Annotated in this window: 31 protein-coding genes and 1 tRNA gene; 18 read left to right on the top strand and 14 right to left on the bottom strand. The window is 61.8% G+C overall.

Annotated elements, in window-relative coordinates; genetic code table 11:
* Nucleotide 1 precedes the first annotated feature (1 nt).
* Together JYG36_RS19805 and JYG36_RS19800 are read left to right on the top strand one after the other, a co-directional pair.
* Entirely contained in the window at nucleotides 2-1,042 is a 1,041-nt protein-coding gene (locus JYG36_RS19805) for a FecCD family ABC transporter permease (RefSeq protein ID WP_249744367.1), read from the top strand.
* Nucleotides 1,039-2,067 (top strand): FecCD family ABC transporter permease, encoded by a 1,029-nt coding sequence (locus JYG36_RS19800; protein ID WP_195883354.1) that lies wholly within the window; start codon nucleotides 1,039-1,041, stop codon nucleotides 2,065-2,067. The genes JYG36_RS19805 and JYG36_RS19800 overlap by 4 nt, the downstream gene beginning before the upstream one ends.
* Nucleotides 2,068-2,126: 59 nt before the next feature.
* Here the strand turns inward: JYG36_RS19800 and JYG36_RS19795 are convergent, their stop codons facing one another.
* Nucleotides 2,127-2,453 carry an Arc family DNA-binding protein gene (locus tag JYG36_RS19795; protein ID WP_010226671.1) on the bottom strand — a complete coding sequence of 109 codons (327 nt, stop codon included), beginning with the start codon at nucleotides 2,451-2,453 and terminating at the stop codon, nucleotides 2,127-2,129.
* 114 nt (nucleotides 2,454-2,567) lie between these two features.
* Between JYG36_RS19795 and JYG36_RS19790 the strand changes: the two genes are divergently transcribed.
* Together JYG36_RS19790 and phnN are read left to right on the top strand one after the other, a co-directional pair.
* The gene (locus tag JYG36_RS19790; RefSeq protein ID WP_213604506.1) at nucleotides 2,568-2,759 is read left to right on the top strand and encodes a hypothetical protein; all 192 of its coding nucleotides are present in this window, start codon (nucleotides 2,568-2,570) and stop codon (nucleotides 2,757-2,759) included.
* A gap of 36 nt (nucleotides 2,760-2,795) precedes the next feature.
* Nucleotides 2,796-3,392 (top strand): phosphonate metabolism protein/1,5-bisphosphokinase (PRPP-forming) PhnN, encoded by a 597-nt coding sequence (phnN, locus tag JYG36_RS19785; protein WP_093385699.1) that lies wholly within the window; start codon nucleotides 2,796-2,798, stop codon nucleotides 3,390-3,392.
* A gap of 3 nt (nucleotides 3,393-3,395) precedes the next feature.
* On the opposite strand, the gene JYG36_RS19780 is transcribed toward phnN, so the two are convergent.
* Nucleotides 3,396-3,593: a hypothetical protein gene (locus tag JYG36_RS19780; protein ID WP_195883356.1), complete on the bottom strand. Its 198-nt coding sequence runs from the start codon at nucleotides 3,591-3,593 to the stop codon at nucleotides 3,396-3,398.
* 293 nt (nucleotides 3,594-3,886) lie between these two features.
* Between JYG36_RS19780 and JYG36_RS19775 the strand changes: the two genes are divergently transcribed.
* A tRNA-Arg gene (locus JYG36_RS19775) sits at nucleotides 3,887-3,963 on the top strand.
* Between the two features lie 131 nt (nucleotides 3,964-4,094).
* Entirely contained in the window at nucleotides 4,095-4,715 is a 621-nt protein-coding gene (locus JYG36_RS19770; protein WP_213602073.1) for a DUF8453 domain-containing protein, read from the top strand.
* Between the two features lie 98 nt (nucleotides 4,716-4,813).
* Here the strand turns inward: JYG36_RS19770 and JYG36_RS19765 are convergent, their stop codons facing one another.
* Nucleotides 4,814-5,038 (bottom strand): phage head closure protein, encoded by a 225-nt coding sequence (locus JYG36_RS19765; RefSeq protein WP_195883358.1) that lies wholly within the window; start codon nucleotides 5,036-5,038, stop codon nucleotides 4,814-4,816.
* Nucleotides 5,039-5,070: 32 nt separating this feature from the next.
* On the opposite strand from JYG36_RS19765, the gene JYG36_RS19760 reads away from it, so the two are divergent.
* Entirely contained in the window at nucleotides 5,071-5,448 is a 378-nt protein-coding gene (locus tag JYG36_RS19760) for a cytochrome c (protein ID WP_213602071.1), read from the top strand.
* Between the two features lie 40 nt (nucleotides 5,449-5,488).
* Here JYG36_RS19760 and JYG36_RS19755 read toward each other — a convergent pair whose 3' ends face one another.
* On the bottom strand, nucleotides 5,489-6,511 hold the full coding sequence (locus JYG36_RS19755) for an LLM class oxidoreductase (protein WP_213602069.1): 1,023 nt from the start codon (nucleotides 6,509-6,511) through the stop codon (nucleotides 5,489-5,491).
* A 21-nt stretch (nucleotides 6,512-6,532) separates the two neighbouring features.
* Nucleotides 6,533-7,159 (bottom strand): glutathione S-transferase family protein, encoded by a 627-nt coding sequence (locus JYG36_RS19750; RefSeq protein WP_093385680.1) that lies wholly within the window; start codon nucleotides 7,157-7,159, stop codon nucleotides 6,533-6,535.
* 117 nt (nucleotides 7,160-7,276) lie between these two features.
* Between JYG36_RS19750 and JYG36_RS19745 the strand changes: the two genes are divergently transcribed.
* Nucleotides 7,277-8,167 carry a LysR substrate-binding domain-containing protein gene (locus JYG36_RS19745; protein ID WP_093385675.1) on the top strand — a complete coding sequence of 297 codons (891 nt, stop codon included), beginning with the start codon at nucleotides 7,277-7,279 and terminating at the stop codon, nucleotides 8,165-8,167.
* Here the strand turns inward: JYG36_RS19745 and JYG36_RS19740 are convergent.
* The gene (locus JYG36_RS19740; RefSeq protein ID WP_176794287.1) at nucleotides 8,119-8,712 is read right to left on the bottom strand and encodes a hypothetical protein; all 594 of its coding nucleotides are present in this window, start codon (nucleotides 8,710-8,712) and stop codon (nucleotides 8,119-8,121) included. The genes JYG36_RS19745 and JYG36_RS19740 overlap by 49 nt on opposite strands.
* Nucleotides 8,713-8,949: 237 nt before the next feature.
* Between JYG36_RS19740 and JYG36_RS19735 the strand changes: the two genes are divergently transcribed.
* Complete coding sequence (locus tag JYG36_RS19735) at nucleotides 8,950-9,963, top strand: sensor domain-containing diguanylate cyclase (RefSeq protein ID WP_045200204.1); 1,014 nt, start codon at nucleotides 8,950-8,952, stop codon at nucleotides 9,961-9,963.
* Between the two features lie 55 nt (nucleotides 9,964-10,018).
* On the opposite strand, the gene lpdA is transcribed toward JYG36_RS19735, so the two are convergent.
* From lpdA to JYG36_RS19715, 4 genes are read right to left on the bottom strand one after another with little or no spacing between them, the layout of a single operon-like run.
* The gene (gene lpdA / locus JYG36_RS19730; protein ID WP_213602067.1) at nucleotides 10,019-11,404 is read right to left on the bottom strand and encodes a dihydrolipoyl dehydrogenase; all 1,386 of its coding nucleotides are present in this window, start codon (nucleotides 11,402-11,404) and stop codon (nucleotides 10,019-10,021) included.
* A gap of 2 nt (nucleotides 11,405-11,406) precedes the next feature.
* Nucleotides 11,407-12,678: a dihydrolipoamide acetyltransferase family protein gene (locus tag JYG36_RS19725; RefSeq protein WP_093385667.1), complete on the bottom strand. Its 1,272-nt coding sequence runs from the start codon at nucleotides 12,676-12,678 to the stop codon at nucleotides 11,407-11,409.
* Nucleotides 12,679-13,737 (bottom strand): alpha-ketoacid dehydrogenase subunit beta, encoded by a 1,059-nt coding sequence (locus tag JYG36_RS19720; RefSeq protein ID WP_045200208.1) that lies wholly within the window; start codon nucleotides 13,735-13,737, stop codon nucleotides 12,679-12,681. It abuts the gene before it with no gap.
* Nucleotide 13,738: 1 nt separating this feature from the next.
* Nucleotides 13,739-14,971: a 3-methyl-2-oxobutanoate dehydrogenase (2-methylpropanoyl-transferring) subunit alpha gene (locus tag JYG36_RS19715; protein WP_045200210.1), complete on the bottom strand. Its 1,233-nt coding sequence runs from the start codon at nucleotides 14,969-14,971 to the stop codon at nucleotides 13,739-13,741.
* Between the two features lie 201 nt (nucleotides 14,972-15,172).
* Here JYG36_RS19715 and bkdR point away from each other — a divergent pair, with 201 nt between their 5' ends.
* The 3 genes from bkdR to JYG36_RS19700 all read left to right on the top strand — a co-directional run bounded on the left by bkdR (nucleotide 15,173) and on the right by JYG36_RS19700 (nucleotide 18,625).
* Nucleotides 15,173-15,658 (top strand): Bkd operon transcriptional regulator BkdR, encoded by a 486-nt coding sequence (gene bkdR / locus JYG36_RS19710; protein WP_045189126.1) that lies wholly within the window; start codon nucleotides 15,173-15,175, stop codon nucleotides 15,656-15,658.
* 217 nt (nucleotides 15,659-15,875) lie between these two features.
* On the top strand, nucleotides 15,876-17,117 hold the full coding sequence (locus tag JYG36_RS19705) for a glutamine synthetase family protein (protein WP_176794338.1): 1,242 nt from the start codon (nucleotides 15,876-15,878) through the stop codon (nucleotides 17,115-17,117).
* Nucleotides 17,118-17,287: 170 nt separating this feature from the next.
* Nucleotides 17,288-18,625, top strand: a complete 1,338-nt coding sequence (locus JYG36_RS19700) for an MFS transporter (RefSeq protein ID WP_045200559.1) — start codon at nucleotides 17,288-17,290, stop codon at nucleotides 18,623-18,625.
* A 45-nt stretch (nucleotides 18,626-18,670) separates the two neighbouring features.
* Here JYG36_RS19700 and JYG36_RS19695 read toward each other — a convergent pair whose 3' ends face one another.
* From JYG36_RS19695 to flgA, 4 genes are all read right to left on the bottom strand, one after another.
* Nucleotides 18,671-19,414: a flagellar brake protein gene (locus JYG36_RS19695; protein WP_045200217.1), complete on the bottom strand. Its 744-nt coding sequence runs from the start codon at nucleotides 19,412-19,414 to the stop codon at nucleotides 18,671-18,673.
* Between the two features lie 80 nt (nucleotides 19,415-19,494).
* Complete coding sequence (locus JYG36_RS19690) at nucleotides 19,495-19,962, bottom strand: flagella synthesis protein FlgN (protein ID WP_045200219.1); 468 nt, start codon at nucleotides 19,960-19,962, stop codon at nucleotides 19,495-19,497.
* 45 nt (nucleotides 19,963-20,007) lie between these two features.
* Nucleotides 20,008-20,325, bottom strand: coding sequence for a flagellar biosynthesis anti-sigma factor FlgM (gene flgM / locus JYG36_RS19685; protein WP_045200221.1), 318 nt, complete (start codon nucleotides 20,323-20,325; stop codon nucleotides 20,008-20,010).
* 167 nt (nucleotides 20,326-20,492) lie between these two features.
* Nucleotides 20,493-21,245 carry a flagellar basal body P-ring formation chaperone FlgA gene (flgA, locus tag JYG36_RS19680; protein WP_045200223.1) on the bottom strand — a complete coding sequence of 251 codons (753 nt, stop codon included), beginning with the start codon at nucleotides 21,243-21,245 and terminating at the stop codon, nucleotides 20,493-20,495.
* Nucleotides 21,246-21,314: 69 nt separating this feature from the next.
* Between flgA and JYG36_RS19675 the strand changes: the two genes are divergently transcribed.
* From JYG36_RS19675 to flgE, 6 genes are all read left to right on the top strand, one after another.
* Nucleotides 21,315-22,244 (top strand): chemotaxis protein CheV, encoded by a 930-nt coding sequence (locus tag JYG36_RS19675; RefSeq protein ID WP_010224956.1) that lies wholly within the window; start codon nucleotides 21,315-21,317, stop codon nucleotides 22,242-22,244.
* Between the two features lie 52 nt (nucleotides 22,245-22,296).
* The gene (gene cheR, locus JYG36_RS19670; protein ID WP_038996410.1) at nucleotides 22,297-23,124 is read left to right on the top strand and encodes a protein-glutamate O-methyltransferase CheR; all 828 of its coding nucleotides are present in this window, start codon (nucleotides 22,297-22,299) and stop codon (nucleotides 23,122-23,124) included.
* Nucleotides 23,125-23,344: 220 nt separating this feature from the next.
* Nucleotides 23,345-23,752 (top strand): flagellar basal body rod protein FlgB, encoded by a 408-nt coding sequence (flgB, locus tag JYG36_RS19665; RefSeq protein ID WP_038996408.1) that lies wholly within the window; start codon nucleotides 23,345-23,347, stop codon nucleotides 23,750-23,752.
* A 3-nt stretch (nucleotides 23,753-23,755) separates the two neighbouring features.
* On the top strand, nucleotides 23,756-24,199 hold the full coding sequence (gene flgC, locus JYG36_RS19660; RefSeq protein WP_045200230.1) for a flagellar basal body rod protein FlgC: 444 nt from the start codon (nucleotides 23,756-23,758) through the stop codon (nucleotides 24,197-24,199).
* 15 nt (nucleotides 24,200-24,214) lie between these two features.
* The gene (flgD, locus tag JYG36_RS19655) at nucleotides 24,215-24,958 is read left to right on the top strand and encodes a flagellar hook assembly protein FlgD (protein WP_045200232.1); all 744 of its coding nucleotides are present in this window, start codon (nucleotides 24,215-24,217) and stop codon (nucleotides 24,956-24,958) included.
* A gap of 30 nt (nucleotides 24,959-24,988) precedes the next feature.
* Nucleotides 24,989-26,314, top strand: a complete 1,326-nt coding sequence (gene flgE / locus JYG36_RS19650) for a flagellar hook protein FlgE (RefSeq protein WP_045200234.1) — start codon at nucleotides 24,989-24,991, stop codon at nucleotides 26,312-26,314.
* Nucleotides 26,315-26,344: the final 30 nt, after the last annotated feature.

The following is a 26,344-nucleotide window of genomic DNA, read 5'->3' as shown; positions in this document are numbered from 1 at the left end:
CATGGCGACTGCCGTGTTGCCCGCCATGGTTTTCAATCGCCAACGGCGCATGCGCTCATCGGGGCTGCTGTGCGGCCTGGGCGTGCTTGCGCTGGTCGCCGCCTGCAGCTTGCTGATCGGTTCGCGCAGCATCGCTCTTGGCGAAATCGCCGATGCCTTCTGGGCGTATGACCCACAGAACAATCAGCATCTGGTGATTCGCGAACTGCGTGTTCCGCGCACTCTGGTGGCGATTCTCGCAGGCCTGGCCCTGGGCGTGGCCGGGGCGCTGATGCAGGCGCTGACGCGTAACCCGCTGGCCGAACCCGGGCTGCTGGGCATCAACGCCGGTGCGGCGCTGGCAGTGATCATCGCTGTCACCCTGTTCAAGCTGGTGAGCATTGTCGAGTATGTCGGCTTTGCCTTTGCCGGCGCCGGGCTGGCCGGGGTTGCCGTGTTCGTCCTGGGCCAGGCCCACGAAACCGGGACCAATCCGGTGCGCCTGGTGCTGGCTGGGGCAGGCTTGTCGGTGATGCTGGTGTCGATCACTGGCATCATCCTGCTCAATGCTCCCCTTGAGGTATTCGACAGTTTTCGCAAATGGTCGGCAGGCTCGGTCGAAGGCAGCGGCTTGCAGACCCTTGGCGTGCTGGCGGTGGTCGTTGCAGTCGGGCTGGCGCTGGCCATCGCCATGGTCGGCAACCTCAATGCCATGGCCCTGGGCGCGGATCTTGGCCAGGCGCTCGGCGTCAATCTTCGCGCCACCTGGCTGCTCGCGTGCCTGGCAGTGATGTTGCTGGCCGGGGCAGCAACAGCGGCGGCCGGGCCGATTGGTTTCGTCGGCCTGCTCGCGCCGCACCTGGCCCGGCGGCTGGTGGGGCCTGATTACCGCTGGATCCTGCCGTATGCCGGGTTGTTGGCGGCGATCCTGCTGCTGGGCGCCGATGTGATCGGTAGGGTCGTGGCGGCGCCAGCGGAAGTCGCGGCCGGGATCATTGCCCTGTTGATCGGCGGACCGTTCTTCATCGTCATCGTGCGCAGGTTCCGGATGAGTCGGTCATGACGGGTGCGGTGCTGCGCCTGGGCAATTACTCGTTGCGTTGGCGGCCTCGGGTTGCGGTGGTGTGTGCGCTGTTGGCGCTACTGGCAGCAGGGCTGGCGATCATGTTGCTGGGCGTAGGTTCGTTGTCGCTGACACCAGGTCAGGTGTTTGACAGCCTGTTCGCAGGTGGTGGCAACCCGACCGCCGAGCGGATCGTTCAACGGGTTCGCTTGCCGCGGGTACTGACGGCGCTGCTGGTCGGCGGCGCGCTGGGCATGGCCGGTTCAATTTTCCAGTCGATCTCGCGCAACGCCCTCGGCTCACCGGATATCATCGGCTTTACCACCGGCGCTGCCAGCGGTGCCATCGTGCAGATCATCCTGTTTGATGCCGGCCCCCTGGGTACCTCGCTGGCGGCGGTGCTGGCGGGGGTGGGCACGGCCTTGCTGGTGTTCGTGCTGTCGATGCGCGGGCGCAGCACTGGTGGCTATCGCCTGGTGCTGGTGGGGATTGGCGTGGGGGCGATGCTCTCGGGGCTCAACACCGTACTGCTGGTGATGGGCGACCTTGACCGGGCGATGTCGGCGCAAATCTGGCTGGCCGGCTCGCTCAACACCCGGACCTGGTCTCACGTGCTGCCAGCAGCACTGGGTTTCATCGCCATCGTGCCCGTGGTGATTGGCCATGCGCGACACATCGACCTGTTGGAAATGGGCGATGACAGCGCCAGTCAGCTCGGCATTGCCCCGCAGCGTACGCGGCTGATCATGGTATTGGCGGCTGTGGGCTTGACCGCGATTGCCACGGCGGCAGCGGGCCCCATCGCCTTTGTCGCCCTGGCTGCCCCGCAACTGGCCAGGCGTCTGACCGCTGCACCAGAAGTGCCGCTGTTGTCTGGCGCGTTGATGGGCGCGGTGTTGTTGCTGGTGGCCGACCTGATCAGTCAGCGCCTGGCCTTCAATCTCAACCTGCCCATTGGCCTGACCACGGGTTTGCTCGGTGGTTTCTATCTGCTGTGGTTGTTGTCGCGCAGCAGGCGGGATTGAGCCAGGCAATAAAAAAGGCCAATGCACGGGCATTGGCCTTGAGTGATTGAGCCACGCAATCAGGAAGCGTCAGCTGCCATCTCGGCGTCATGGGCAATCAACGACACCAGCGCGTTTTGCTGGCGATGGGAAAGCTGGCGGAAACGTTGCAGCAGTTCGCGTTCGTGCAGGGACAGTTCCGGGCTGTCCAGACGCATGCTCAGTTCTTCACCCAGCGCACCTTCCTGAATAAGGCTCTGCTCCAGGCGAGCGATGATTTCCGAGTTCATGCTGCGGTGGTGGTTGCGCGCTACCTCGGCAATGCGCTCACGCATTCCGTCGGGGAGGCGGACGACGAATTTGTCAGCGGTGCGGCTTGAGTAAATAGCCTGTTTCATTGGGCGCATATAATTGACCGGTTTAGTTCAGGGGGAAGCGGTTCTCGAAATTGGCCGCACGATGTCACTACGACCATCCCGGCGTCAAAATGTTCAACCTGAATTGTGAATGAGGCGTGAATCATGCCTCATTGTCGCCGGTTCCTTGGCGTCAATTCTGTGACAAATATTGAACCGGATAAAGGCGTTTTGCCAGTACCAATTATCAGAAATGAGTACTGGTTTGAAAAGTTTTCATTTTCTCTTTTTCCGCGCCTGCAGACCTTCGTCGACAACGCCATGCATCAGGCAGAAAAGGCCATGGAAAGCGTCTAGAATGCGCGTGCTTTCCTACCATTGAGCATAGTGGCTATGCAGCATGACGCAAGCGCGACGCGGCGTACAGCGAACCCGGGTCGCCTGGTGTACCTGATGGGACCCTCGGGGGCCGGAAAAGATTCCCTTATCGATGCAGCGCGCGCTGAATTGCAGCGCCTGAACGTGCACATCGCCCGGCGGGTGATCACCCGCTCGGCCGAGGCCAAGGGTGAAGACGCCGTCGGTGTTTCCCTCGAAGAGTTCCAGCGCCTGAGCGCCGAGGGCGCCTTTGCCCTGCAGTGGCAGGCCAATGGCCTGGCCTATGGCATACCGGTGCAAATCGATGACTGGCTGGCTGCAGGGCACGCGGTTTTGGTCAATGGCTCGCGCGCGCATCTGCAGCAGGCGCGTGAACGCTATCCCGACCTGTTGCCGGTGCTGCTGCGGGTCGACCATCACGTACTGCGCCAGCGCCTGCTGGATCGCGGCCGGGAAACTGCGCAAGACATCGAACAGCGCCTGGCGCGGGCGCAGCAGGTGAGGGTAGAAGAAGGCGAGGTGCAAGTGCTGGACAACTCCAGCTCGCTGGACGAGGCGGTGCAGCGCTTGCTTGGGCTGTTGCGCGAACAGGGTGTGCCTGGCCTGGGTTGAAGCCTAGAACGCCAGCCGTTCGCTGCTTGCAAGCGGTGCGCTTTGCATTTGCGCAGCCTGTGCGCCGAACACGGCCAGTTGCGCTTTCATCGCCGGTGCCGCATGGGCTTGTGCCGCAGTGGCGATGCTGTCGGGTTGCACGACCAGGCCAACCAGGGCGGCCAGGGCCAGGGCATTGAGCAGAAGCAGGGTGCTGTTCATGGACATACTCCGCAAAGGCGGGGCGGGGCCCCGAGCCACGTGTCATGAACTAGACAATGCACACTGCATGCCAGCCTCTTTATCGTGATTTACCCTTTAAAATCAGAGGCTTAAGCTGGTTTTTTGTGCGCTTTTGCGTGCAATCTGCAATGATGGCTGACTGCCTCATTGCAGATTGCACGATCCGTTGAAAAACCCACAGGCAAAAAGCCCCACGGATGACATGACAAATGCCGGCCTGCTGGTTAACATGCACGCCGTCCTTGCCGCGCGACGCCCGTTGCCGGCTCTGTGTCTCAGTAGCTCAATTGGATAGAGCATCCCCCTCCTAAGGGGAAGGTTGGCAGTTCGAACCTGCCCTGGGACACCATATTTTACTGGGCATATCCTTCTTCGCCTGGGTTGACGCCCCTAGCAGTACCAGCAAAGTACCAGCACCTGAAACGCCGAATTTCTGTTAACTGCGGCGGGAGTAATAGGCTTTTTCTCAAGGAGCTTCAAATGGATTGGGCGTTTTGGCAGCCTCAGATCGTAGGGTTTGGGGGGCTTCTAGGCACTTTGGTAACTGCGGTTGCAACCTTTTTCTTGTGGCGAGTTACGCGAACGCTTGCGCGTGAAACTACCAGGATGGCAGAGGCGTCTAATCAGCCTCATGTTGTCGCAACGCTTAACTCGAACCGGTGGTCGACACGTCATTTTGACCTCAGTGTGGATAACACTGGTAACGCCCCTGCATACGATATAAAGGTATCCTTTTCGCCTCCCTTGCCAAATGGAGAGGCGAGAGATGCCGACAGAACGATCCCGTTCCAAAATGTGAGCGTGTTGAAGCCAGGGCAAGGCTTAAGCAGCTATGTCGCTGACTACAAATCATTGGAGAACAAGTCCTTCTTTGTTGAGATCTCTTGGCTGAAAAACTCTGCTGCGCCAGAGCGCCAAACTAATAGCTATACGCTGAATTTTGCGGATTTTGAAGGCATTGTCCGTATAGGCGAAGACCCTGTCGTAAAAATGTCGCGCCATCTAGAAAAGCTGGAAAAAGATCTTGCTCTGCTTGCTGAAGGGCGGCGTCATCTCCAAATCGATGTGCATAGCACTACAGCCAGTCAAGATGAGCATTGACCTGCTAACAATCATTAGTTTGGAGTGGAGAGGGTGTCCTCAAATCTGAGGACACTCCAAACGGGTCATCAAGTCCGAGTCGGGCGATTTGGTCTGTCTCACGCCTTCCCGGTCTTGCACATCAGCTCGATCCGCCGGCGGCGAGCATCCGGCAGCACGGCGGTGATCTCGTACACTTTCGCCCCTTCCCATATGCGCCAGCTCGACACCAGGTCGTCTCGGTACCGGATGCGAATGCGGAAGACGGTCTGTGACTGGGGCGCCTGAGTGGCCATGAACTCGCTGCCGCTGATGCTCTCGATATCGGCCCACTCCCGGCTCACTGGCTCCCAAGTGCGGATGAAAGCCCCTGAAAATGAAAAGACTAATCATCGCTGCGCTCGGGATTCTATCGTTGATTCAGGCATCCACGTCCTTGGCGGATAATGCCAATGGCAAACAGCTCTTTTTGCAACGATGCGCCATGTGCCATGGGGCAGACATCAAGGGGACCGGGCCCTTGGCGAACAAAAGCAACCCGCCCACCCCTGATCTGACCACCTCGGCATTCAAGAAACGCTTGAAAGACTACCCGAGCGTTATCGTCTCATCGGTAATACTTCGCCCCAACGGCGACTTGATCCCCAGGACATTACGAGAAAATGGTGTGAAGGTGGCGCCGTACGCTTGGCGAGTTCAGGATTTTCGCGATTTGAATCAATACATGAGTGCGGTGATTGGCAACACTCGATGATGCCTGGTGTCAGGCCGCAGCAACAGCTGCGGCCTGGGATCTACCAATCCTGGCGCAACGGCAACGGTCCTTCATGGGATGCAAATGACGGCAGCACTTCTTCTGCCAGCTCCTGAATCACCTCCGCCGCCGGGCGCTGGCAAAACTGAATGCCCAGTGCCGCATGATTGACCCCCGCATCCTGCCATTCCCCGAGCAGATCAATCAGCCCCTTGCGCCCGGTCCTCAGCACGTAGCCGCCCTGCATCGCCGTGCGCGGAAAATCGGGGTTGGCGTCCAGATCGATCCACTCGTTGGTCACGTGCGGGCGAAAGCCGCCGCCGGGAATGCTTTCGCGCCAGGCGCGGATTTTCTCGGCCAGGCGCCGGGGGCCAAGGATGTTTTCAGTCGCATCAGGAAAGGTCAGCCAGCCATCGGCCTGTTCGCCCAGCCACTGCATGGATTGGCGCGAGCTGCCGGTGACCAGCAGCGGGATGGCGCTGCCAACGGGCTTGGGCAGCAGTTGCGCGCCGCTCATTTGGCCGAGGGTTGATTCAATCGGGTGGTCGCCCTTGTGCAGCAGTTGGCGGAAATAGTTCACCGCCTCGGCAAAGCGTTCGCCGCGCTCGGCATGATCCAGACCGTAGGCGGGAAACTCCACCGGCCGATCCCCGGAAGCGATGCCCATCACCAGGCGCCCGCCTGACAGCTGGTCGATGGTGCAGGCGGCCTTGGCCAGGTCGATCGGGTGGCGCAAGGCGAAGATCGCGCTGCCCGTGGCCAGGGCGATGCGCCGGGTGTGCGCGGCCAGGTAGCTCAAGTAGGCAAAGGGGTCGAACAGCTGGCCGGCATCGCCGAAGTGCCGATCGTACAGTGGCACATCGCGCACCCAGACGCCGGCGAAGCCCAGGCGGTCGATGTCGCTGACCAGCGCGGCCTGGCCAGTGAGCACGGCCATGTCGCCGCGATAGAAACGCAGCGGCAGGAAGATCCCCAGGGTCAGGCGGTCGGCGGCGAACATGCGTCGATAGCCAGGGTGGTGGGCGAAGGCGTGGGCGCTGGCGCCGTTCAGGGTTGGGTTCATCGATTAATTCCTTTTAGTCCTTCAGGGGCCGGTTGCGGGGGCGGGCAGGCGGATGCCGCGCTGCACGGCAGGGCGTTGACTGACGCGTTCATGCCAGGCGCTCAGGTGTCGGTAGTGGCTGAAATCAAAGTCGATGATCCGGGCGATATGGGTCCAGCCGAAGGTGGCAATGTCGGCGATCGAGTAACTGCTGCCCGCCAGCCAGGGCCGGCCGGTCAGGCGCTGGTCGAGGGTGCTGAACACCTCTTCGCTCAGGCGCCGGTAGCGGGCGATGGCTTCGGGGCAGGGCTGTTCGGCGAACCGTTCGAAATGCACGCGCTGGCCCAAAATCGGCCCCATGCTCGCCGCGTGAAACTGCAACCAGGTGATGGCCGCCCAGCGTTCACGGGGGGAATCGGGCAGCAGGCGTGCGCTCTTGTCGGCCAGGTACAAAAGGATCGACGCTGACTCAAACAGAGTGATATCGCGCTCGGGATCAACCAGCACCGGAATGCGGCCATGAGGGTTGAGTGCGAGAAACTCAGGCAGGCGATGCTCGCCATGGTCGATCTGTACATGCTTGAGGGTGTAGGGCAGCCCCAGCTCTTCGAGGGCGATGGTGATCTTGAAGCCATTAGGTGAGCTATCGCTATACAGAATTAGCGGCATGGGCTTTCTCTTCAGGAGTGATCAGAGACGGGCTATGCTAGGCGCGCCGGGGCTGCTTGAAAAACGATCAATCCTGCGCTTTGACGATAGTTTTTCTAAACCATGGAGAGGGTGAAAATGGGCGCAGTTCTACCGTTGTTGGCATTGCGGGCCTTCACTGAAGCGGCCCGGCTGGGCAGCCTCAAGGCCGCCGCGGCGCACATGGGGGTTACGCCTGGGGCGGTCAGCCAGCAGGTGCGCCTGCTCGAGGAGCGCATGGGTGTGGTGCTGTTCGTGCGCGGTCGCCATGGCGTGCACCTTAGCGAAGCCGGTGCGCGGGTGTACCCGGGGCTGCTCAGGGGATTCGATCAGATCGAGGCGTCGCTGGCGTTGCTGGAGCAACTGGCGCCAGGCAAGGCTCTGACCATCAGCACCGTACCGTCGTTTGCCGCCTCCTGGCTGGTGCCGCGTTTAGGGCGCTTCAACGCCTTGCACCCGCAGATCGAAGTGCGCGTCGAGGCCTCGGCCAAGCTGGTGGATTTTCACCGCGAGCGCATTGACGTCGCCCTGCGCCATGGCCTGGGGCAGTATCCGGGGCTGGAGTCCGTGCGCCTGATGGCGCCGGTTTTGCTGCCGGTGGCCAGCCCGCAGTTGCTGGCCCAAGGGCCGGCCGTAAAACGGCCCGCCGATTGCCTGAAGTACCCGTTGTTGCACGATGCCGATCGCGCCGACTGGATGCTCTGGCTGCAGGCCCATGGCGTTGCCGAGGACCCGCGGGCAGCACGCGGTGCGAGTTTCGAGGATGACCTGCTGTTACTGCGTGCCGCGGCTGCAGGCCAGGGCATCGCCCTGGTGCAGGACACCCACGCGGCTGAAGACCTGGCCAGCGGCAAGCTGCAGCTGGCCCTCGACAAACCCTGGCCAGCGCGTTTTGCCTACTACCTGGTGTGCCGTCAGGACGCCTTGCGGCGCCCCGAGGTTCAGGCCTTCGCCGATTGGGTCAGGGCCGAGGCTGACGCCAGGTCCTGATCCTTTGCGTCATCGCTGCCGCCCTGGGTGGCGGTCAGGTTGGCCACCAGCTTGGCTGACATCGCCGGGCCTTGCAGTTCGGAGTTCAGGCTGGCCAGCGACTCAAGCTCGGTCTGCTTTTTCATCTGCTCGGCAATCTTGCGCTCGATCTTGTCCTTTTCCGCCGGCGGCAGGGCTTCGAACTCTTCCTGGCTGATGCCCAGCTCATTGAGCAGCTTGAGCTTGATCTTCTCTGCCGGGCTCAGGGCCATGTACTCGCGAAATTGCTGGGCAGCGCTCTTGCCGGTTTCGCTGGCGCTGATTGTGGCTTGCTCGCGCATGTCCACGTCGGGGTTCTGCAGTTGCACCTTGAGCTTGGCGAAGGCTTCCTCGCGGGCGTCTTCGGCACTTTGCTGGGAGGTGTTGGCCTGGCTTTGCTGCTGGCGGTTGGCACTGCTGGTTGGCACCGGCGGGCGGAACTGGGCCTGTTCGGCGGCGGCTTCGGCCACGCCACGGGTCGGGTTGATGACTGGCGTGTGGACGCCGAGGGCATTGATGCTACTCACCTGATCACTCTCCTTGATGGATGCAAGTTGACCTTCGATCGATGGCAAGTCTTGTGCCAGCTCTGCTGACAGGCTTACGCGCTAGTATATTCAGGGGGTGGCGCTGTACGGCGGCTGGTGAATCGGCGCATGCTTTGCCCCGAAGAGGTAAACCCTTGCCGTCAGCGGCAAGTCATTTCAAACCGGCAGCACCAACATCCGGCTGGGGCGTAGTTGCCTGGACAAGGGAGATCGTCCATGACTCAAACGTCAGACACACCACCATTGAAGGCCCCGCTGGGCGACTTCAGGGAAGAACAGTTGCACACCCTGCTGGACCTGATCAGCGACGGTATCTGGGACTGGAATGCCAATACCGGCTACGTCTACCGCAACCCCGGATGGTACCGGATGCTCGGCTACCCCAGCCACTCGCTGGACAACACCGTACTGACCTGGGAAGGCGTGATCCACCCCGAGGACTACCCGCGGGTGATGAGCCATTTCGAGGACTACATCAGCGACCGCTCCGACCAGTACCGCATCGAGTACCGTTGCCGTTGCCAGGACGGCAACTTCCTGTGGATCGAGGACAGCGGTCACATCATTGAGCGCAACCCGGATGGTTCGGTGGCGCGGATGCTCGGCGCTCATCGCAATATCGACGATGGCAAGCGCCTGGTCGAGCAACTGCAGCTGGAAAACCTGTCGCTGGAAGCGCAGATCGCCGAGCGCACCCGCGAGCTGTCGTGGGTCAACCAGCAACTGCAGCGCCAGCTCGACGAGAACCGCGACCTGGCCGAACGCGATGCGCTGACCCTGGTGGCCAACCGTTACCGCCTGGAAAAGGTCCTGCAGCAAGAGTGCGAGCGGGCACGGCGGTTTCGCCAGCCGCTGGCGCTGATTGTCATGGATATCGACGACTTCAAGCCGATCAACGATCAGTATGGCCATGCCCAGGGTGACCAGGCGCTGATCGCATCGGTTGAGCGGATCAAGGTTTGCCTGCGTGCCGGTGACTTGCTGGCACGCTGGGGCGGTGATGAGTTCGTGGCAGTGCTGCCGGGCACCCAGCGCGAAGAGGCATTGCAACTGGCGCGGCAGATTCGCCAGGCGCTGGAGCAGGCGCCGCCGGTGGGCGAGCGATTGCTGACCATGAGTTATGGCGTGGTCGAATGGCTGGAGGGTGAAGGGCAAGCGCAATTGCTGGGCCGCGCGGACCAGGCGCTGTACCGGGCCAAGGCGGCCGGCAAGGATGAGATCGGTGAATGAAAAAGGACCCGCTGCACGGGGCAGCGGGTCAAATCGGCCTCAGCCGCTTCAGTGTCTACAGATGCAGGGCGTGACCCAGGGCGCGTAGCGCCGCTTCCTGCACCGCCTCACCCAGGGTCGGGTGAGCGTGGATGGTACCGGCCACATCTTCCAGGCAAGCGCCCATCTCCAGTGACTGGGCAAAGGCTGTGGACAGTTCCGAGACGCCCACGCCAACCGCTTGCCAGCCAAGGATCAGGTGGTTGTCACGACGGGCGACCACGCGCACGAAGCCGCTTTTCGATTCCAGGGTCATGGCCCGGCCGTTGGCGGCGAACGGGAACTGCGTGACGATGCAGTCCAGGCCCTCCTGCTTGACCTGTTCCGGGGTCTTGCCGACGACCACCAGTTCCGGGTCGGTGAAGCACACCGCGGCAATCGCGGCCGGCTCGAAGCGCCGCGATTTGCCGGCAATGAGTTCGGCAACCATCTCACCCTGGGCCATGGCCCGGTGGGCGAGCATCGGTTCACCGCTGATATCGCCGATGGCCCAGACGTTGAGCATGCTGGTCTGGCATTGCTCGTCGATGGCCACCGCCGAGCCGTTCATCTTCAGCGCCAGGCTTTCCAGGTTGAAGCCCTGGGTACGTGGCTTGCGGCCGACCGCGACCAGCACCTGGTCGGTGCTCAGTTGCAGCAGTTCGCCTTCGGGCGTGCGCACCTGCAAGGCCTGGTGGCCGGCATCGAAGCCTTCGACGCTGTGCTTGAGGTAGAGCTTGATCCCCAGCTTCTTGATCGACTCGGCCACCGGCGCGGTCAGTTCGCTGTCGTAGGTCGGCAGGATGCGCTCGCGGGCTTCGACCACGCTGACCTCGACGCCGAGCTTGCGGTAGGCGATGCCCAGCTCCAGGCCGATGTAACCACCGCCGACCACGGTCAGGTGCTTGGGCAGGGTTTTCGGGGCCAGAGCTTCAGTGGAGGAGATGATCGGGCCGCCCAATGGCAGCATCGGCAGTTCAACGCTGCTGGAACCGGTGGCCAGCAACAGGTGTTCGCACTGGATGCGCTGGCCGTCGACCTCGACGTGCTTGCCGTCGAGAATTTTTGCCCAGCCATGGATCACCTTGACCCCGTGCTTTTTCAGCAGGGCGGCGACGCCGCTGGTCAGGCGATCGACGATACCGTCTTTCCAGGCCACGCTCTGGGTGATGTCCAGGCTCGGTGGCGAGACCTTGATGCCCAGGTTCGACTGCTGGCTGTGCTGCTGGGTCTGGTGGAACTGCTCGGCGACGTGAATCAGCGCCTTGGACGGAATGCAGCCGATGTTCAGGCAGGTGCCACCCAGGGCCTGGCCTTCGACCAGTACCGTGGGAATGCCCAGCTGGCCGGCGCGAATGGCGGCGACGTAGCCGCCGGGGCCGCCGCCGATGATCAGCAGGGTAGTGTTGAGCGTCTGTTGCATGGTCACTCCACAAACAGGCTGGCAGGTTGTTCGAGCAGGCCGCGGATGGCCTGGATGAAGAGTGCCGCGTCCATGCCGTCGACCACCCGGTGATCGAACGAGCTGGAGAGGTTCATCATCTTGCGAATGACGATCTGGCCATTGATGACCATCGGCCGTTCAACCATGCGGTTGACCCCGACAATCGCCACTTCCGGGGTGTTGACCACCGGCGTCGAGACGATGCCGCCAAGGGCGCCTAGGCTGGTCAGGGTGATGGTCGAGCCTGACAGTTCTTCACGGCTGGCCTTGTTGCCGCGGGCGGCATTGGCCAGGCGCACGATCTCGCCGGCGTTGCTCCACAGGCTGCCGGCTTCGGCGTGGCGCAGCACCGGCACCATCAGGCCGTTGTCGCCCTGGGTGGCGATGCCGACATGCACTGCGCCGTGGCGGGTGATGACCTGGCCTTCATCGTCGTAGGTGGCGTTGATCTGCGGGAACTCGCGCAGGGCAACGACCATGGCGCGCACCAGGAATGGCAGCAGGGTCAGCTTGCCACGGCTGTCACCCCACTTCTTGTTCAAGTGCAGGCGCAGCTCTTCAAGGGCGGTGACGTCGATTTCCTCGACGTAGCTGAAGTGGGCGACGCGGCGCTTGGCATCCTGCATGCGTTGGGCGATCTTGCGGCGCAGGCCGATCACCGGGATCTGCTCGCTGTCGCTGCGTTTGGCATAACCGCCAGGGGCACTCTGGGTGCGGGTGGCCGGTTGCGTCAGGAAGGCGTCGAGGTCGTCGTGCAGGATGCGCCCGGCCGGGCCGCTGCCGTGTACGTAGCGCAACTCGATACCAGCGTCCAGCGCGCGCTTGCGCACGGCAGGCGAGGCCAGTGGGCGGTCGTGAGCTTGGCGCGGGACGATGGCGGCGGGCTGGTGGGCCGAGGCTGCGGGGGCAGCAACGGGTGCTGGTGCAGCAGGTTTCGGCTCGGGTTCAGGGGCCTTGGCGGTGACTGCGGGGGCCTCTTCGCGGGGCAAGCCCGCTCCTACGTTGCCGGCGCCTTCTACTTCGATGCGGATCAGCTCACTGCCGACCGCCATGACTTCACCGGGCTGGCCGCCCAGGGCCAGGACCTTGCCGCTGACCGGCGAAGGGATTTCGACGGTGGCCTTGTCGGTCATGACATCGGCCACGACCTGATCTTCTGTGACGGTGTCGCCAACTTTGACGAACCATTCCACCAGTTCAACTTGTGCGATACCTTCACCGATATCCGGCATCTTGATGACGTGCGTGCCCATTCAGACCTCCATGACCCGTTTCAATGCCGCGCCCACTCGTGAAGGGCCGGGGAAATACGCCCACTCCTGCGCGTGCGGGTAGGGGGTATCCCAGCCGGTGACGCGTTCGATCGGGGCTTCGAGGTGATGGAAGCAATGTTCCTGGACCAGCGCGATCAGCTCGGCGCCAAAACCGCAGGTGCGCGTGGCTTCATGCACCACCACACAGCGGCCGGTCTTTTTCACCGAGGCGACGATGGTTTCCAGGTCCAGCGGCCACAGGCTGCGCAGGTCGATGACTTCGGCGTCGACGCCGGTTTCTTCAGCGGCCACCTGCGAGACATAGACGGTGGTGCCGTAGGTCAGCACGGTGACATCCTTGCCCGGGCGGGTGATCGCCGCCTTGTCCAGCGGTACGGTGTAGTAGCCATCCGGCACGGCGCTGGCCGGGTGTTTCGACCACGGCGTTACCGGGCGGTCGTGGTGGCCGTCGAACGGGCCGTTGTACAGGCGCTTGGGCTCGAGGAAAATCACCGGGTCGTCGTTCTCGATCGAGGCGATCAGCAGGCCCTTGGCGTCATAGGGGTTGGACGGCATCACGGTGCGCAGGCCGCAGACCTGGGTGAACATCGCCTCGGGGCTCTGGCTGTGCGTCTGGCCGCCGTAGATACCACCACCGCAAGGCATGCGCAGGGTCAGCGGGGCGACGAACTCGCCGGCCGAGCGATAGCGCAGGCGGGCCATTTCCGAAACGATCTGGTCGGAGGCCGGGTAGAAGTAGTCGGCGAACTGGATTTCCACCACCGGGCGCAGGCCGTAGGCACCCATGCCCACGGCGGTGCCGACGATGCCGCTTTCGGAGATCGGTGCATCGAACACCCGCGACTTGCCGTACTTGGTCTGCAGGCCTTCGGTGCAACGGAACACGCCACCGAAGTAGCCGACGTCCTGGCCATAGACGACTACGTCTTCATCGCGCTCTAGCATGATGTCCATGGCCGAGCGCAGGGCCTGGATCATGGTCATGGTGGTGGTCGCCATGGCGGTTTCCAACTGGATTGAAGTGTTGTGATCGTTCATGTCAGATCCCCAGTTCCTGGCGCTGCCGGCGCAGGTGCTCCGGCATCTCCTTGTAGACATCCTCGAACATCGACGCCGGGCTTGGCATCTGGCCACCGGCCAGGGTGCCGTACTGTTCGGCTTCTTTCTGCGCCTTGATGATCTCGGCTTCGAGCTCGGCGCTGACCGCCTGGTGCTCTTCCTCGGACCAGTGACCGATGGCGATCAGGTGCTGTTTGAGGCGGGCGATCGGGTCGCCCAGGGGGAAGTGACTCCAGTCGTCGGCCGGGCGGTACTTGGACGGATCGTCCGAGGTCGAGTGCGGGCCGGCGCGGTAGGTGACCCATTCGATCAGCGTCGGACCCAGGCCGCGGCGGGCGCGTTCGGCGGCCCAGCGTGAAGCGGCGTAGACAGCGATGAAGTCGTTGCCGTCGACACGCAAGGAGGCAATGCCACAACCTACGCCACGCCCGGCGAAGGTGGTCGACTCACCGCCGGCAATGGCCTGGAAGGTCGAGATCGCCCACTGGTTGTTGACCACGTTGAGGATCACCGGCGCGCGGTAGACGTGGGCGAAGGTCAGGGCGGTGTGGAAATCAGATTCGGCGGTGGCGCCGTCACCGATCCAGGCCGAGGCGATCTTGGTATCGCCCTTGATGGCCGAAGCCATGGCCCAGCCGACCGCCTGGACGAACTGGGTCGCCAGGTTGCCGCTGATGGTGAAGAAGCCGGCTTCGCGCACCGAGTACATGATCGGCAACTGGCGCCCCTTGAGCGGATCGCGCTCGTTGGACAGCAGCTGGCAGATCATCTCTACCAGCGACACGTCGCGGGCCATGAGGATGCTTTGCTGGCGGTAGGTGGGAAAGCACATGTCGCTGCGGTTCAGGGCCATGGCCTGGCCGCTGCCGATGGCTTCTTCACCCAGGCTCTGCATGTAGAACGACATCTTCTTCTGCCGCTGGGCTACCACCATGCGGCTGTCGAACAGCCGGGTCTTGAGCATGGTGCGCATGCCCTGGCGCAGGACTTCGGGGCTGACGTCCTCGGCCCAGGGGCCCAGGGCATTGCCCTTGTCATCCAGCACCCGGATCAGGCTAGAGGAGATGTCCGCGGTATCGGCGGCTTCTACATCGACGGGAGGTTTACGAACCTGACCGGCATCGGTCAGACGCAGGTAGGAGAAATCAGTCTGGCAGCCTGGCCGGCCTGTAGGCTCGGGCACATGCAAACGCAGGGGGGCGTACTCGTTCATGCTTTTTTACGCTCGCTCTGTCTTGTGTTTTTGTTGAGCTTTGAAGCGGTCGCTGCTGACACCCGGCTTGTGACCAGGGAGTCAGTCTTGTCCTACATGATATTCCGGCGCCTGAAGAATATTTTTCTCAACTTCGTTGCCTTTGCCTCGGCTAGCGGATAAACATTCCTTATAAAGACAAAAAACAGGTGATTTTCTCTCATGCGCAAACTGGATCGTACGGATATCGGCATTCTCAACAGCCTCCAGGAAAATGCCCGTATCACCAACGCCGAGCTGGCGCGCTCGGTGAATCTCTCGCCAACCCCCTGCTTCAACCGGGTCAAGGCCATGGAGGAACTTGGGGTGATTCGCCAGCAGGTGACCTTGCTGGCGCCGGAGGTGCTGGGCCTGGATGTCAACGTGTTCATCCATGTCAGCCTGGAGAAACAGGTCGAGCAATCGCTGCATCGCTTCGAAGAAGAAATCGCCGAGCGCCCGGAGGTCATGGAGTGCTACCTGATGACCGGTGACCCGGATTACCTGCTGCGCGTGCTGTTGCCCAGCATCCAGGCCCTGGAGCGTTTTCTCGACTACCTGACCCGTCTGCCGGGGGTGGCCAACATCCGTTCGAGTTTTGCCTTGAAGCAGGTGCGCTACAAAACCGCGCTGCCGCTGCCAGCCAATGGCCTGACCCTGCCAGGTTAGTCCGTGTAGATAATTACGATCACATCGTCCGTTTGGCGCTTGAAATTTCGAACGGCCGGTGCCTATGTTGTAGCCGTCGCCGTTCCCGGCATGCGAAAACAACAAGGATAGAGTCATGACGACCAATGGCCAAAACTCTCTCGCCGAGCGATTGACGGGCATTGATGAGATCGAGTGCATTACCCCGGATCTCAATGGTGTACCGCGCGGCAAGGTGATGACCGCTGAAGGCTTTGTTGAAGGCCGGCGCCTGCAGATGGCCCGCGGTGTGCTGCTGCAATGCATCATGGGCGGGTACCCGGCGGCGCGTTTCTATGGCAGCGACGACGGCGACCTGGCGCTGGTCGCCGACCCGCAGCATATCTATCGCCTGCCCTGGAGCGACGAGCCACGGGCCCTGGCGATTTGCGATGCGCTCGAGCTTAGCGGTGAAAGCTCCGGGCTCTCCAGTCGAGGCCTGCTCAAGGCGGTTATTGCCCGTTACGCCGCCCGTGGCCTGGCGCCGGTGGTGGCGACGGAACTCGAGTTTTTTGTCTTCGCCCCCAACAGCGATCCCGACCAGCCGTTTTTGCCGCCGCTGGGCAAGGATGGTCGGCGCGAAGAAGGTCATTCGGCGTTCAGTGTCAGTTCCAACAACGGCCTGCGCCCGTTCTTCAGCGAGGTCTATCGCTGCATGGCGGCACTGGGCCTGCCGCGCGATACCTTCATGCACGAAATGGGCGTCAGCCAGTTCGAGATCAACCTGCTGCACGGCGATCCGCTGTTGCTGGCCGACCAGACCCTGCTGTTCAAGCACCTGCTCAAGGAAGTCGCGCTCAAGCATGGCCTGACCGTGGTGTGCATGGCCAAGCCACTGGCGCATACGCCGGGCAGTTCCATGCACATTCACCAGAGCGTGGTGGCGGTGGAGGGCGGGGGCAATGTCTTCAGCGATGCCGAGGGCAAGCCGACCCCGGCGTTCTATCACTTCATTGGCGGCCAGCAGGCGTGCATGGCCGACTTCACCGCCTTGTTCGCGCCGAACGTGAACTCCTACCAGCGCCTTTGCCACCCCTACGCATCACCGAACAATGCCTGCTGGTCCGAAGACAACCGCGCCGCCGGCCTGCGCATTCCGGCCAGCTCGCCAGTGGCGCGACGGGTCGAAAACCGCTTGCCAGGCGCCGATACCAACCCTTACCTGGCAATTGCCGCCAGTCTCGCCGCGGGGCTTTATGGCATCGAGCAGCAACTCGAACCGACGCCGGCGATCCAGGGCGAATTCGAGGTGCCGGATCATTTGAGCCTGCCATGTACCTTGCATGCGGCCCTGGAGCGTCTGAAGCGTAGCGAACTTGCGCGGGAACTGTTCGGCAAGGAGTTCATCGAAGGCTACATCGCCACCAAGACCCTGGAGCTGACCAGCTTCTTCGATGAGATCACCCCGTGGGAGCGCCGCGTGCTGGCCGCGCAGGCATAACCGGCGAGGCGTTTTTGCCGGGGCAATCGCTCAGTTTCAAGGCAGGTGGCAGCGGTGTTGGTAAACACCCTGGCACCTGTTTTTTTATCTGCATCAACTGCAAGGCGGTTATTTTCACTTATGCTTTCAAGCAGTTTTTCCACCAGCTCAAGGAGCCGTTCGGGACGCTGATGCGACAGATCTGGAAGTCTTTTCGCGCGCTGTATTTCGCTGCGCTGATGATGTTGATCGGCTCCGGCTTGTTGAGTACCTACCTGGCCTTGCGCCTGGCTGCCGATCATGTCGACAGCCTCTGGGTTGGTGCGCTGATGGCCGCCAACTATTTCGGCCTGGCCCTGGGCGGCAAGATCGGCCACCGGCTGATTGCCCGGGTCGGGCATATCCGTGCCTATGCCACCTGCGCCGGCATTGTCGGCGCGGCGGTGCTCGGCCATGGCCTGGTCAGCTGGTTGCCGGCCTGGGTGCTGCTGCGGGTCATCGTCGGCCTGGGGATGATGTGCCAGTACATGGTCATCGAAAGCTGGCTCAACGAGCAGGCCGACGCCAAGCAGCGAGGCGCGGTGTTCAGTGGCTACATGATTGCCTCGTACCTGGGCCTGGTGCTCGGCCAGTTGATCCTGGTGGCGCACCCGCAGCTGGGCCTTGAACTGCTGATGCTGGTCGCCATGTGCTTTGCCCTGTGCCTGGTGCCGGTGGCACTCACCCGACGGATTCACCCGGCGCCATTGCGGCCGGCACCGATGGAGCCGCGCTTCTTTATCAAGCGGGTGCCGCAGTCGCTGAGTACGGTGCTGGGAGCCGGCCTGATCGTCGGCTCGTTCTACGGCCTGGCGCCGCTGTATGCGTCCAAGCAGGGGCTGAGCACCGAGCAGGTCGGTCTGTTCATGGGCTGCTGCATTTTCGCCGGGCTGCTGGTGCAGTGGCCGCTGGGCTGGTTATCTGATCGCTACGATCGGGCCTTGCTGATTCGTAGCGTTGCCGTGGGCCTGGCGATTGTTGCCCTGCCGCTGGCGATCATGCCATCAGTGCCGCTGGAGGTATTGTTTGTCGCAGGCTTTGCCGTGTCGCTGCTGCAGTTCTGCCTGTATCCGCTGGCGGTGGCGTTTTCCAACGACCACGTCGAGGGCGAACGGCGGGTGTCGCTGACGGCGATGCTGCTGGTGACCTATGGCGTGGGTGCGAGTATCGGGCCGCTGGTGGCCGGGGTGTTGATGAAGGTGCTGGGCAACCAGATGCTCTATGCCTTCTTCGTTTTCTTTGCCCTGGTGCTGGTCTGGCGGATCCGCCCGAAAGCGGTGACCGGTTTGCACCAGGTCGACGATGCGCCGCTGCATCACGTGGCCATGCCGGCGGCAGGTTCACCGTTGTCGGCAGCGCTGGACCCACGGGTTGACGAGCAGGTGGTGCAGGATCAGATGCAGACGCCGGTGGCGGCTGAAGATACCGAGGCGCAGGAGGGGGATGACGCAGAGGTTGTGGCTGAAGAGGTCAAGCCGACACAGGTGTGATGCCATCGCGGGGCCCGTGGGAGCGGGCCCCGCGATGGGGTCGACTCAGTAGTCGTCTTTATCGAAGCGCCGTGCTTCACGCTGCAGCTGGTAAACGAAGGTTTCCACCTTGCGCTGCATCTGCCCGTTGAGGTTGTGAAAGCGCACGCCGGCGAAGGTGGCGTTGATGCGCTCTTCGAAATGCAGATGACGCAACTCGACCTCGACCTGGGACAAACCCAGCGGTGCACCGCTGGCGAACTTCTCGTAAACCTGGCCCAATTGCAGGCGCTCTTCGACATTGCCTTCAAAGCGCAGCTTGCAGCCGGTTGCGGAAATATCCAGCAACTTGCCGCGCAGCGCGCCGTTGCCCTTGAGTTTTTCGCCGTCAAGCACGACGTCCACCAGCTGGGTCAGCTTCAGCGCTGCACGAAAGGCATTGCGGCGCTGGTGGTAGGCGACTTCGGTAGGCAGGGTGCCGCGGTAGCAGCGATGGCCATCTTCCTCGACAATGCTCAACGGTGTGTTGCATTCCCAGGCGATACGCACGCCATCATGAAAGCCTTCAACGCGAAATGGTTCGCCATTCTGCAGATAGCGTTCGCCGTCACGAGGGATCATTTCATCAAGCGCCAGGCGATTGCCTTCGCGGTCGACCTCGACCACATAGCTTTGAAAACGCTGGCTGCGTTCGTGGAAAGTGATGATCAGCGGGTCATGGCTCTCTTGCAGCGACCGCAAGTTGGCGGCAATTTCCAAAGGAGTAGTGAGCACCTTCGGAGGCTGCGGAGCTTCTGCTTCATTGAACACGGTTAATCATTCTCCAGGCAAAAACGTCACACGCAAGTTACGGCATTTTGCCAGTATGTTCCGTGCCTTGATACAGGGAATCAAGCCTGGCTCAACGCCCGCGGCTTGGCGAGGGGGGAGGTGGCCCCGCGGCTGTCATAGAGCGACGGTGCTTCGCCGCCCATGAGGATTCTGATCTGGTTGGCGGTAGTGCTCTGCTGGATCTGGATCGAGCGGCCGTTGCGCTCGTTGACCGCCTGGCAGTCAGCCAGCAGTTGGCCAAGCACATCCAGTTGTTGCAGCAGCAGGTCACCGAAAGAGGAGTTGCTGGCCAGTTGGGCGACACCTTCGCGGTCCTGGGACAGGCCCAGGCCGGCAAGCAGTTCACTGCGCTGGCGGCCATGCTGATCGAGCAGGATCACCAGCGACTGCTTGCGCGCCAGGATGTTTTCCAGCAGCGGCATGTCGCGGCCGTGCAGGGCAACGTTCTCGGTCTGCAGCAATTCGAGCAGTTCTTGCGCTGGAGCAATATCGTTTTCGATCAGTTGCAGCAGAGTAGTGTCGTGCATGGCTGGCTCTTTGGTTCAAGCGTCCTGAAGTCAGCGCGCCAGGGGCTAGCGCTGGGCTTCGAAATTAAGCAGTTTGCTGGCGACGCGGTTGCTGTCGACCTGGTAGCTGCCGTCGGCGATAGCCTGTTTCAACTCGGCCACCCGGGCGCTGTTGACAATCGGCTGGTCGCGCAGCTTGTCGCTGACCTTTTGCAACTGCTGGGCCTCGTGGCTGAGGTGTACGGTTTCCCCGCTGGCGCTGCTTTCAGCAACGCTGCCGGCCTTGGCCGAAGCTGCGCTGGCGGTGCTTTCCTGGCTGCTGCCAGTGCGCACGCCGCCGGCAACCGACGGGGAATTATTCAAACGACTGAAGTCGATGACCATGATCAGAAAACCTCTGGGTGTTTGGACGCTTGCCTTGTTTTCGGCCAACCCGAAAGAAACTTTAGGCGCAAATGCTCAAAGGCGTGCGCGGCCGGTTCGGGGCATCCAATGGACACAGTTTAGGAAAAGCAGTTCCTGATCGCCAGCATTGATATTGATTCAGCGCTCTACATGGCCACTTCCACCTGACCCGGCCCGGTCACCCTGGCCTTGACCACCCGCTTGGAGTTGAGGTTGCGCACGCGGATCTGTTCGCTCAGGCCGCCCTTGCTCAGCGCTTCGCCTGGCATGCGCACAGCCAGGCTGCCGCTGCGAGCGGTGATCACCACCTGGTCGCCTTTGCGCACCACTTCGGCCTGCTCCAGGTGCTGGGGGGTGAGGACCTGATCCATGACCGTTGGTCGGATAACCTTGAGCCCCACCGCCTGGTCGAGGCTGGCGAGAAAACCCTGGTTGAGCATGCCTACGTCGCGTTCGCGCAGGGCGACGTCCTGTTCGCCGACGACGCTGTCGCGCTTGAGCGGACGGACCACGGTCACCACGTTGCGAAAAAGACGTACCTGGGCGGGCACGAACACCGTCCACGGTGAGCTGCCGTCGCAGCGAACCCGCACGGTCACGCGGCCCAGCGGCTGCGCCGGGCTCTCCAGCGAAGCGCCCAGTTGCTGGTCGCACAGTGGCATGCGCAGGCGCGGGTCGAGGTTGTTGACCTGGATCTCGTAGCGGCCTTCGGTCTGGCTGGTGGCCAGGTAGTCTTCTACGGTGAATTCAAGAAACCCTTGGGTGACACCGATAAGCTGTTCAGGCAAGGTGAAAGCGTCAGCCAGAGTTCGAACGCCAGGGGCCGCGAGGCACAGCGCAGCAAGGAAGCCGGGCAGGTGGCGGGTCAGGCGTCGGAAAAATGTCGTTTTCATGTTCATACGATTAAAAAAAGCAAAGCGCGTGCCGACTGGGTACGAAGCTCGAAGCGTTTGGTGAAGGAGTCTGGCATGGCTGGTGTAATGGATTCGGTGAACCAGCGCACGCAACTGGTAGGGCAAAACCGCCTGGAGCTGCTGTTGTTCCGTCTCAATGGCGAGCAGCTCTACGGCATCAACGTGTTCAAGGTAAGGGAAGTGCTGCAGTGTCCGAACCTGACCGTTATGCCCAAATCCAGCCCCGTCGTGCGCGGTGTCGCGAATATTCGTGGGGCAACCATCCCGATCCTCGATCTGGCGATGGCGACCGGGATGCCCGGTCTGAGTGAAGAAACCAGCAAGAGTTTCGTCATCATCACCGAGTACAACACCAAGACCCAGGGGTTTCTGGTGCATTCGGTGGAGCGCATCGTCAACATGAACTGGGAGGAGATCCATCCACCACCCAAGGGCACTGGGCGCGATCACTACCTGACGGCGGTGACCCGGGTTGACAACAAAATGGTCGAAATCATCGACGTGGAGAAAATCCTCGCCGAAGTGGCGCCGACCTCCGAGGCGATCTCCGCCGGTGTGGTCGATGCCGAAGTGCAGGACAAGGCAGTGATGCTGCGAGTGCTGACGGTCGATGACTCGTCGGTGGCACGCAAGCAGGTCAGCCGTTGCCTGCAGACCGTTGGCGTCGAAGTGGTGGCGCTCAACGACGGTCGCCAGGCGCTCGACTACCTGCGCAAGCTGGTCGACGAGGGCAAGCGGCCGGAGGAAGAATTCCTGATGATGATCTCCGACATCGAGATGCCGGAGATGGACGGCTACACCCTGACCGCCGAGATTCGCAGCGACCCGCGCATGCAAAAGTTGCACATCATCCTGCATACTTCGCTTTCCGGGGTGTTCAACCAGGCGATGGTCAAGAAGGTCGGTGCTGATGACTTCCTGGCCAAATTCCGCCCGGACGACCTCGCCCAGCGCGTTGTTGATCGGATCAAGGCCACGCACTAACGGCCGGGGGCCTTTGCCCCTGGCGGTACATACGATTTAAGAGGCGGCATCATTGTCTACGGGTAATTTGGATTTCGAACAGTTCCGGGTCTTCCTGGAAAAAGCCTGTGGCATCCTGCTGGGCGAAAATAAGCAATACCTGGTCTCCAGCCGTCTCAACAAGCTGATGGAACAGCAGGGCATCAAGTCCCTGGGCGAACTGGTGCAGCGTATCCAGAGTCAGCCGCGCAGCGGTTTGCGCGAGCAGGTGGTCGATGCCATGACCACCAACGAAACCCTCTGGTTTCGCGACACCTATCCGTTCGAAGTGCTGAAGAACAAGGTTTTGCCCGAGCAGATCAAGGCCAACCCTGGCCAGCGCCTGCGGATCTGGTCGGCCGCCTGCTCGTCGGGCCAGGAGCCGTACTCGATCTCCATGGCCATCGACGAGTTCGAACGCAGCAACATCGGCCAGTTGAAGATGGGCGCACAGATCGTCGCCACCGACCTCTCCGGCTCGATGCTGACCAACTGCAAGACCGGCGAGTACGACAGCCTGGCCATTGCCCGCGGCCTGTCCCAGGAGCGCCTGCAGCGCTACTTTGATGTCAAGGGGCCGGGGCGCTGGGCGGTCAAGGCGCCGATCCGCAGCCGTGTCGAGTTCCGCTCGTTCAACCTGCTGGACAGCTATGCGAGCCTGGGCAAGTTCGACATCGTGTTCTGTCGCAACGTGCTGATCTACTTCTCGGCCCAGGTCAAGAAGGACATCCTGCTGCGTATTCATGGCACGCTCAAGCCGGGAGGCTACCTGTTCCTGGGTGCCTCTGAAGCGCTCAACGGCTTGCCGGATCACTACCAGATGGTCCAGTGCAGCCCGGGGATCATCTACCAGGCCAAGTAGGCTTTAGCGGCAAGCTTCAAGCGGCAAGAAAGAGAGCCGCTCGCGCGCCGCCTGGCTTTTTCTTGCCGCTTGAAGCTTGCCGCTTGCCGCTCTTTTGCCACTTTTCTGGCATTGCCGCTGGCGGCAAACTCCTCAAAGCCCCGTATTTACGGGGTTTTGTTTTTTGGCATGGCTCTTGCTCTGACACAGTCAACGAAAAACCTTCGAAGGTTTCCACGACATGAGCATCAGCTTCGACAAAGCGCTCGGCATCCACGAAAAGGCATTGGGCTTTCGCGCCCAGCGTGCCGAGGTGCTGGCCAACAACATCGCCAACGCCGACACGCCCAACTACAAGGCGCGCGACATGGACTTCGCTTCGGTGCTGGCGGCGCAGGCCGAGCAGACCAGCAAGGGCCATTTCGCACTGGATCGTACCAACGCCCGGCACATCGAGGCCGAAGGCCTGAGCATGGGCGACGAGACCTTGCAGTACCGCACGCCGATGCAGCCGTCGATCGACCAGAACACCGTCGATGCCCAGCTCGAGCAATCGAGCTATGCGGAAAACGCCGTGGGTTTCCAGGCCAGCTTCACGCTGCTCAACAGTAAATTCAAAGGGCTGGTATCGGCCCTGCGCGGAGAGTAAGTCATGTCCCTCGCCAGTGTCTTCAACATTGCCGGTAGCGGCATGAGCGCCCAGACCACGCGTCTGAATACCGTCGCTTCGAACATCGCCAACGCCGAGACCGTCTCGTCGAGCATCGACCAGACCTACCGCGCCCGTCACCCGGTATTCGCCACCACCTTCCAGCAGGCCCAGGCCGGCGTCAGCCAGTCGCTGTTCCAGGATCAGGACGCTGCCGGCCAGGGTGTGCAGGTGCTCGGCGTGGTCGAGGACCAGAGCAACCTTGAGGCGCGCTACGAGCCGAACCATCCGGCGGCGAACAAGGACGGCTACGTCTACTACCCGAACGTCAACGTGGTGGAAGAGATGGCTGACATGATCTCCGCCAGCCGCTCGTTCCAGACCAACGCCGAGCTGATGAACACGGCCAAATCCATGATGCAGAAGGTCCTGACCCTGGGTCAGTGATAAAGGACTAAGCCAATGGCAAGTGTTAATGACCCAACAGCCGGCGTAAGCCTGAACGACGTCATCAAGGCGTCGGGCAAGAAAAACAGCGAAACCAGCGCCAACAGCGCCGCCGGTATCGCCTCGGCCACCAACAGCAAGACCGGCGCCAACAAGCAGGCGCTGGGCAAGGACGCGTTCCTGCAGTTGCTGGTGACCCAGATGCAGCACCAGAACCCGCTCGATCCGCAGGATAACAGCGAATTCGTGGCCCAGCTGGCGCAGTTCAGCAGCCTGGAAGGCATCACCTCGCTGAACGAGTCGGTGACCGCGATTTCCGGCAACTACAAGTCCTCGCAGGCACTGCAGGCCTCGTCGCTGGTCGGTCGCTCGGTGATCGCCCAGACCGACAAGGCCGTGGTCGACACCACCAAGAGCTTCAACGGTTCGGTGGTGGTCCCGCAGGCGCTCAGCAATGCCACCGTCACCATTACCGACAAGGATGGCAAGCTGGTCAAGACCATCGACATGGGGGCGCAGAAGGCTGGCAATGCCGCTTTCGTCTGGGACGGTACCAACGACAAGGGCGAGAAAGTCGACCCGGGTACCTACACCTTTGCCGCCAAGACCACCGTCGAAGGCAAGCAGCTGGACATGTACACCATGCTGCCGGCCACCGTCAGCAGCGTCACCATCAGTCAGACTGGCGGCGAGATGATGCTCAATCTCGCCGGCCTGGGCAGTATTGCCCTGTCCAAAGTCCAAACCATCGGTATATAGAGCCGGCTAACGCGGCACAAGGAGTGAAAGATGTCATTCAATATCGGCCTTAGCGGTCTCTATGCAGCCAACAAGCAACTGGACGTGACCGGCAACAACATCGCCAACGTCGCCACCACCGGTTTCAAATCGTCGCGCGCAGAATTCGCCGACGTCTACTCGGCCAACAAGCTCGGCGTCGGTACCAACAACATCGGTAACGGTGTGCGCCTGGCCGCGGTATCGCAGCAGTTCACCAATGGCGATATCACCAACACCGGCAACGTGCTGGACATGGGCATCCAGGGTCAGGGCTTCTTCGTGCTGAGCGACAACGGTGCGCTCAGCTACACCCGTGCCGGTGCCTTCCAGACCAACAAGGACAACTATGTCGTCACTGCTGACGGCCTGCGCCTGCGCGGCTACGGCGTTGATGAAAACGGCAAGATCATCAATGGCGTGCTGACTGACCTTAAGATCGACACCTCGGCGCTGGCGCCCAAGAGCACCACCGCGATCGATCAGGGCCTGAACCTGAACTCGTCGGACAAGGTCATTCCGGCGACCACCACCTTCAGCCCGACCGACGAAAACAGCTGGAACAAGACCTTCGCCACCAAGATCTACGACAGCCAGGGTAACGAGCACGTCATGGATCAGTACTACGTCAAGACCGGGACCAATACCTGGAAGTCGTACACCCTGATCGATGGCCGCAACCCGCTGAACCCTGCCGAAGAGCCGCCAAAGGCGCTGGAAGGCACCATCGTGTTCAACTCCGACGGTAGCGTCAAGAGCATGACTGCCGGCGCTGCGGGCTCGGGCTACGAAGTGGTCAACAAGGTCTTCAAGCTGACCGGCTGGATTCCTGCCGAGGTGACCAACGCCAGTGCCAAGCCACCGGTCTGGGGTTCCAACGGTTCGGCTGCCAATGCTGGCGGTATCGCCATCGACATGACCGACACCACCTCGTACAACACCCCGACCACGCGCCTGTCGCAAAGCCAGGACGGTTACGCTACCGGTATCCTGTCGAGCCTGAGCATCGACTCCAGCGGCGTGATGTTCGCAAGCTTCAGCAACCAGCAGTCGCGTGCCATCGGCCAGGTCGCGATTGCCAGTTTCGCCAACGAGCAAGGCCTGCAGCCTATGGGTGGTACTCGCTGGACCGAAACCTACTCCTCGGGTATCCCGGGTATCGATGCACCGAAAACCGGTACCCTGGGCGCCATCGCTTCCAACTCGCTGGAGGCGTCCAACGTCAACCTGACCAACGAGCTGGTCGAGCTGATCAAGGCGCAGAGCAACTACCAGGCTAACGCCAAGACCATCTCGACCCAGAGCACCATCATGCAGACCATCATCCAGATGGCCTGATGCGGGTGTAAGGTAGTTGGTATAAACAGA

It is taken from the genome of Pseudomonas sp. SORT22, from assembly GCF_018417635.1.
Classification (GTDB): Bacteria; Pseudomonadota; Gammaproteobacteria; order Pseudomonadales; family Pseudomonadaceae; genus Aquipseudomonas.
This window is presented reverse-complemented; position numbering and strand designations above follow the sequence as displayed.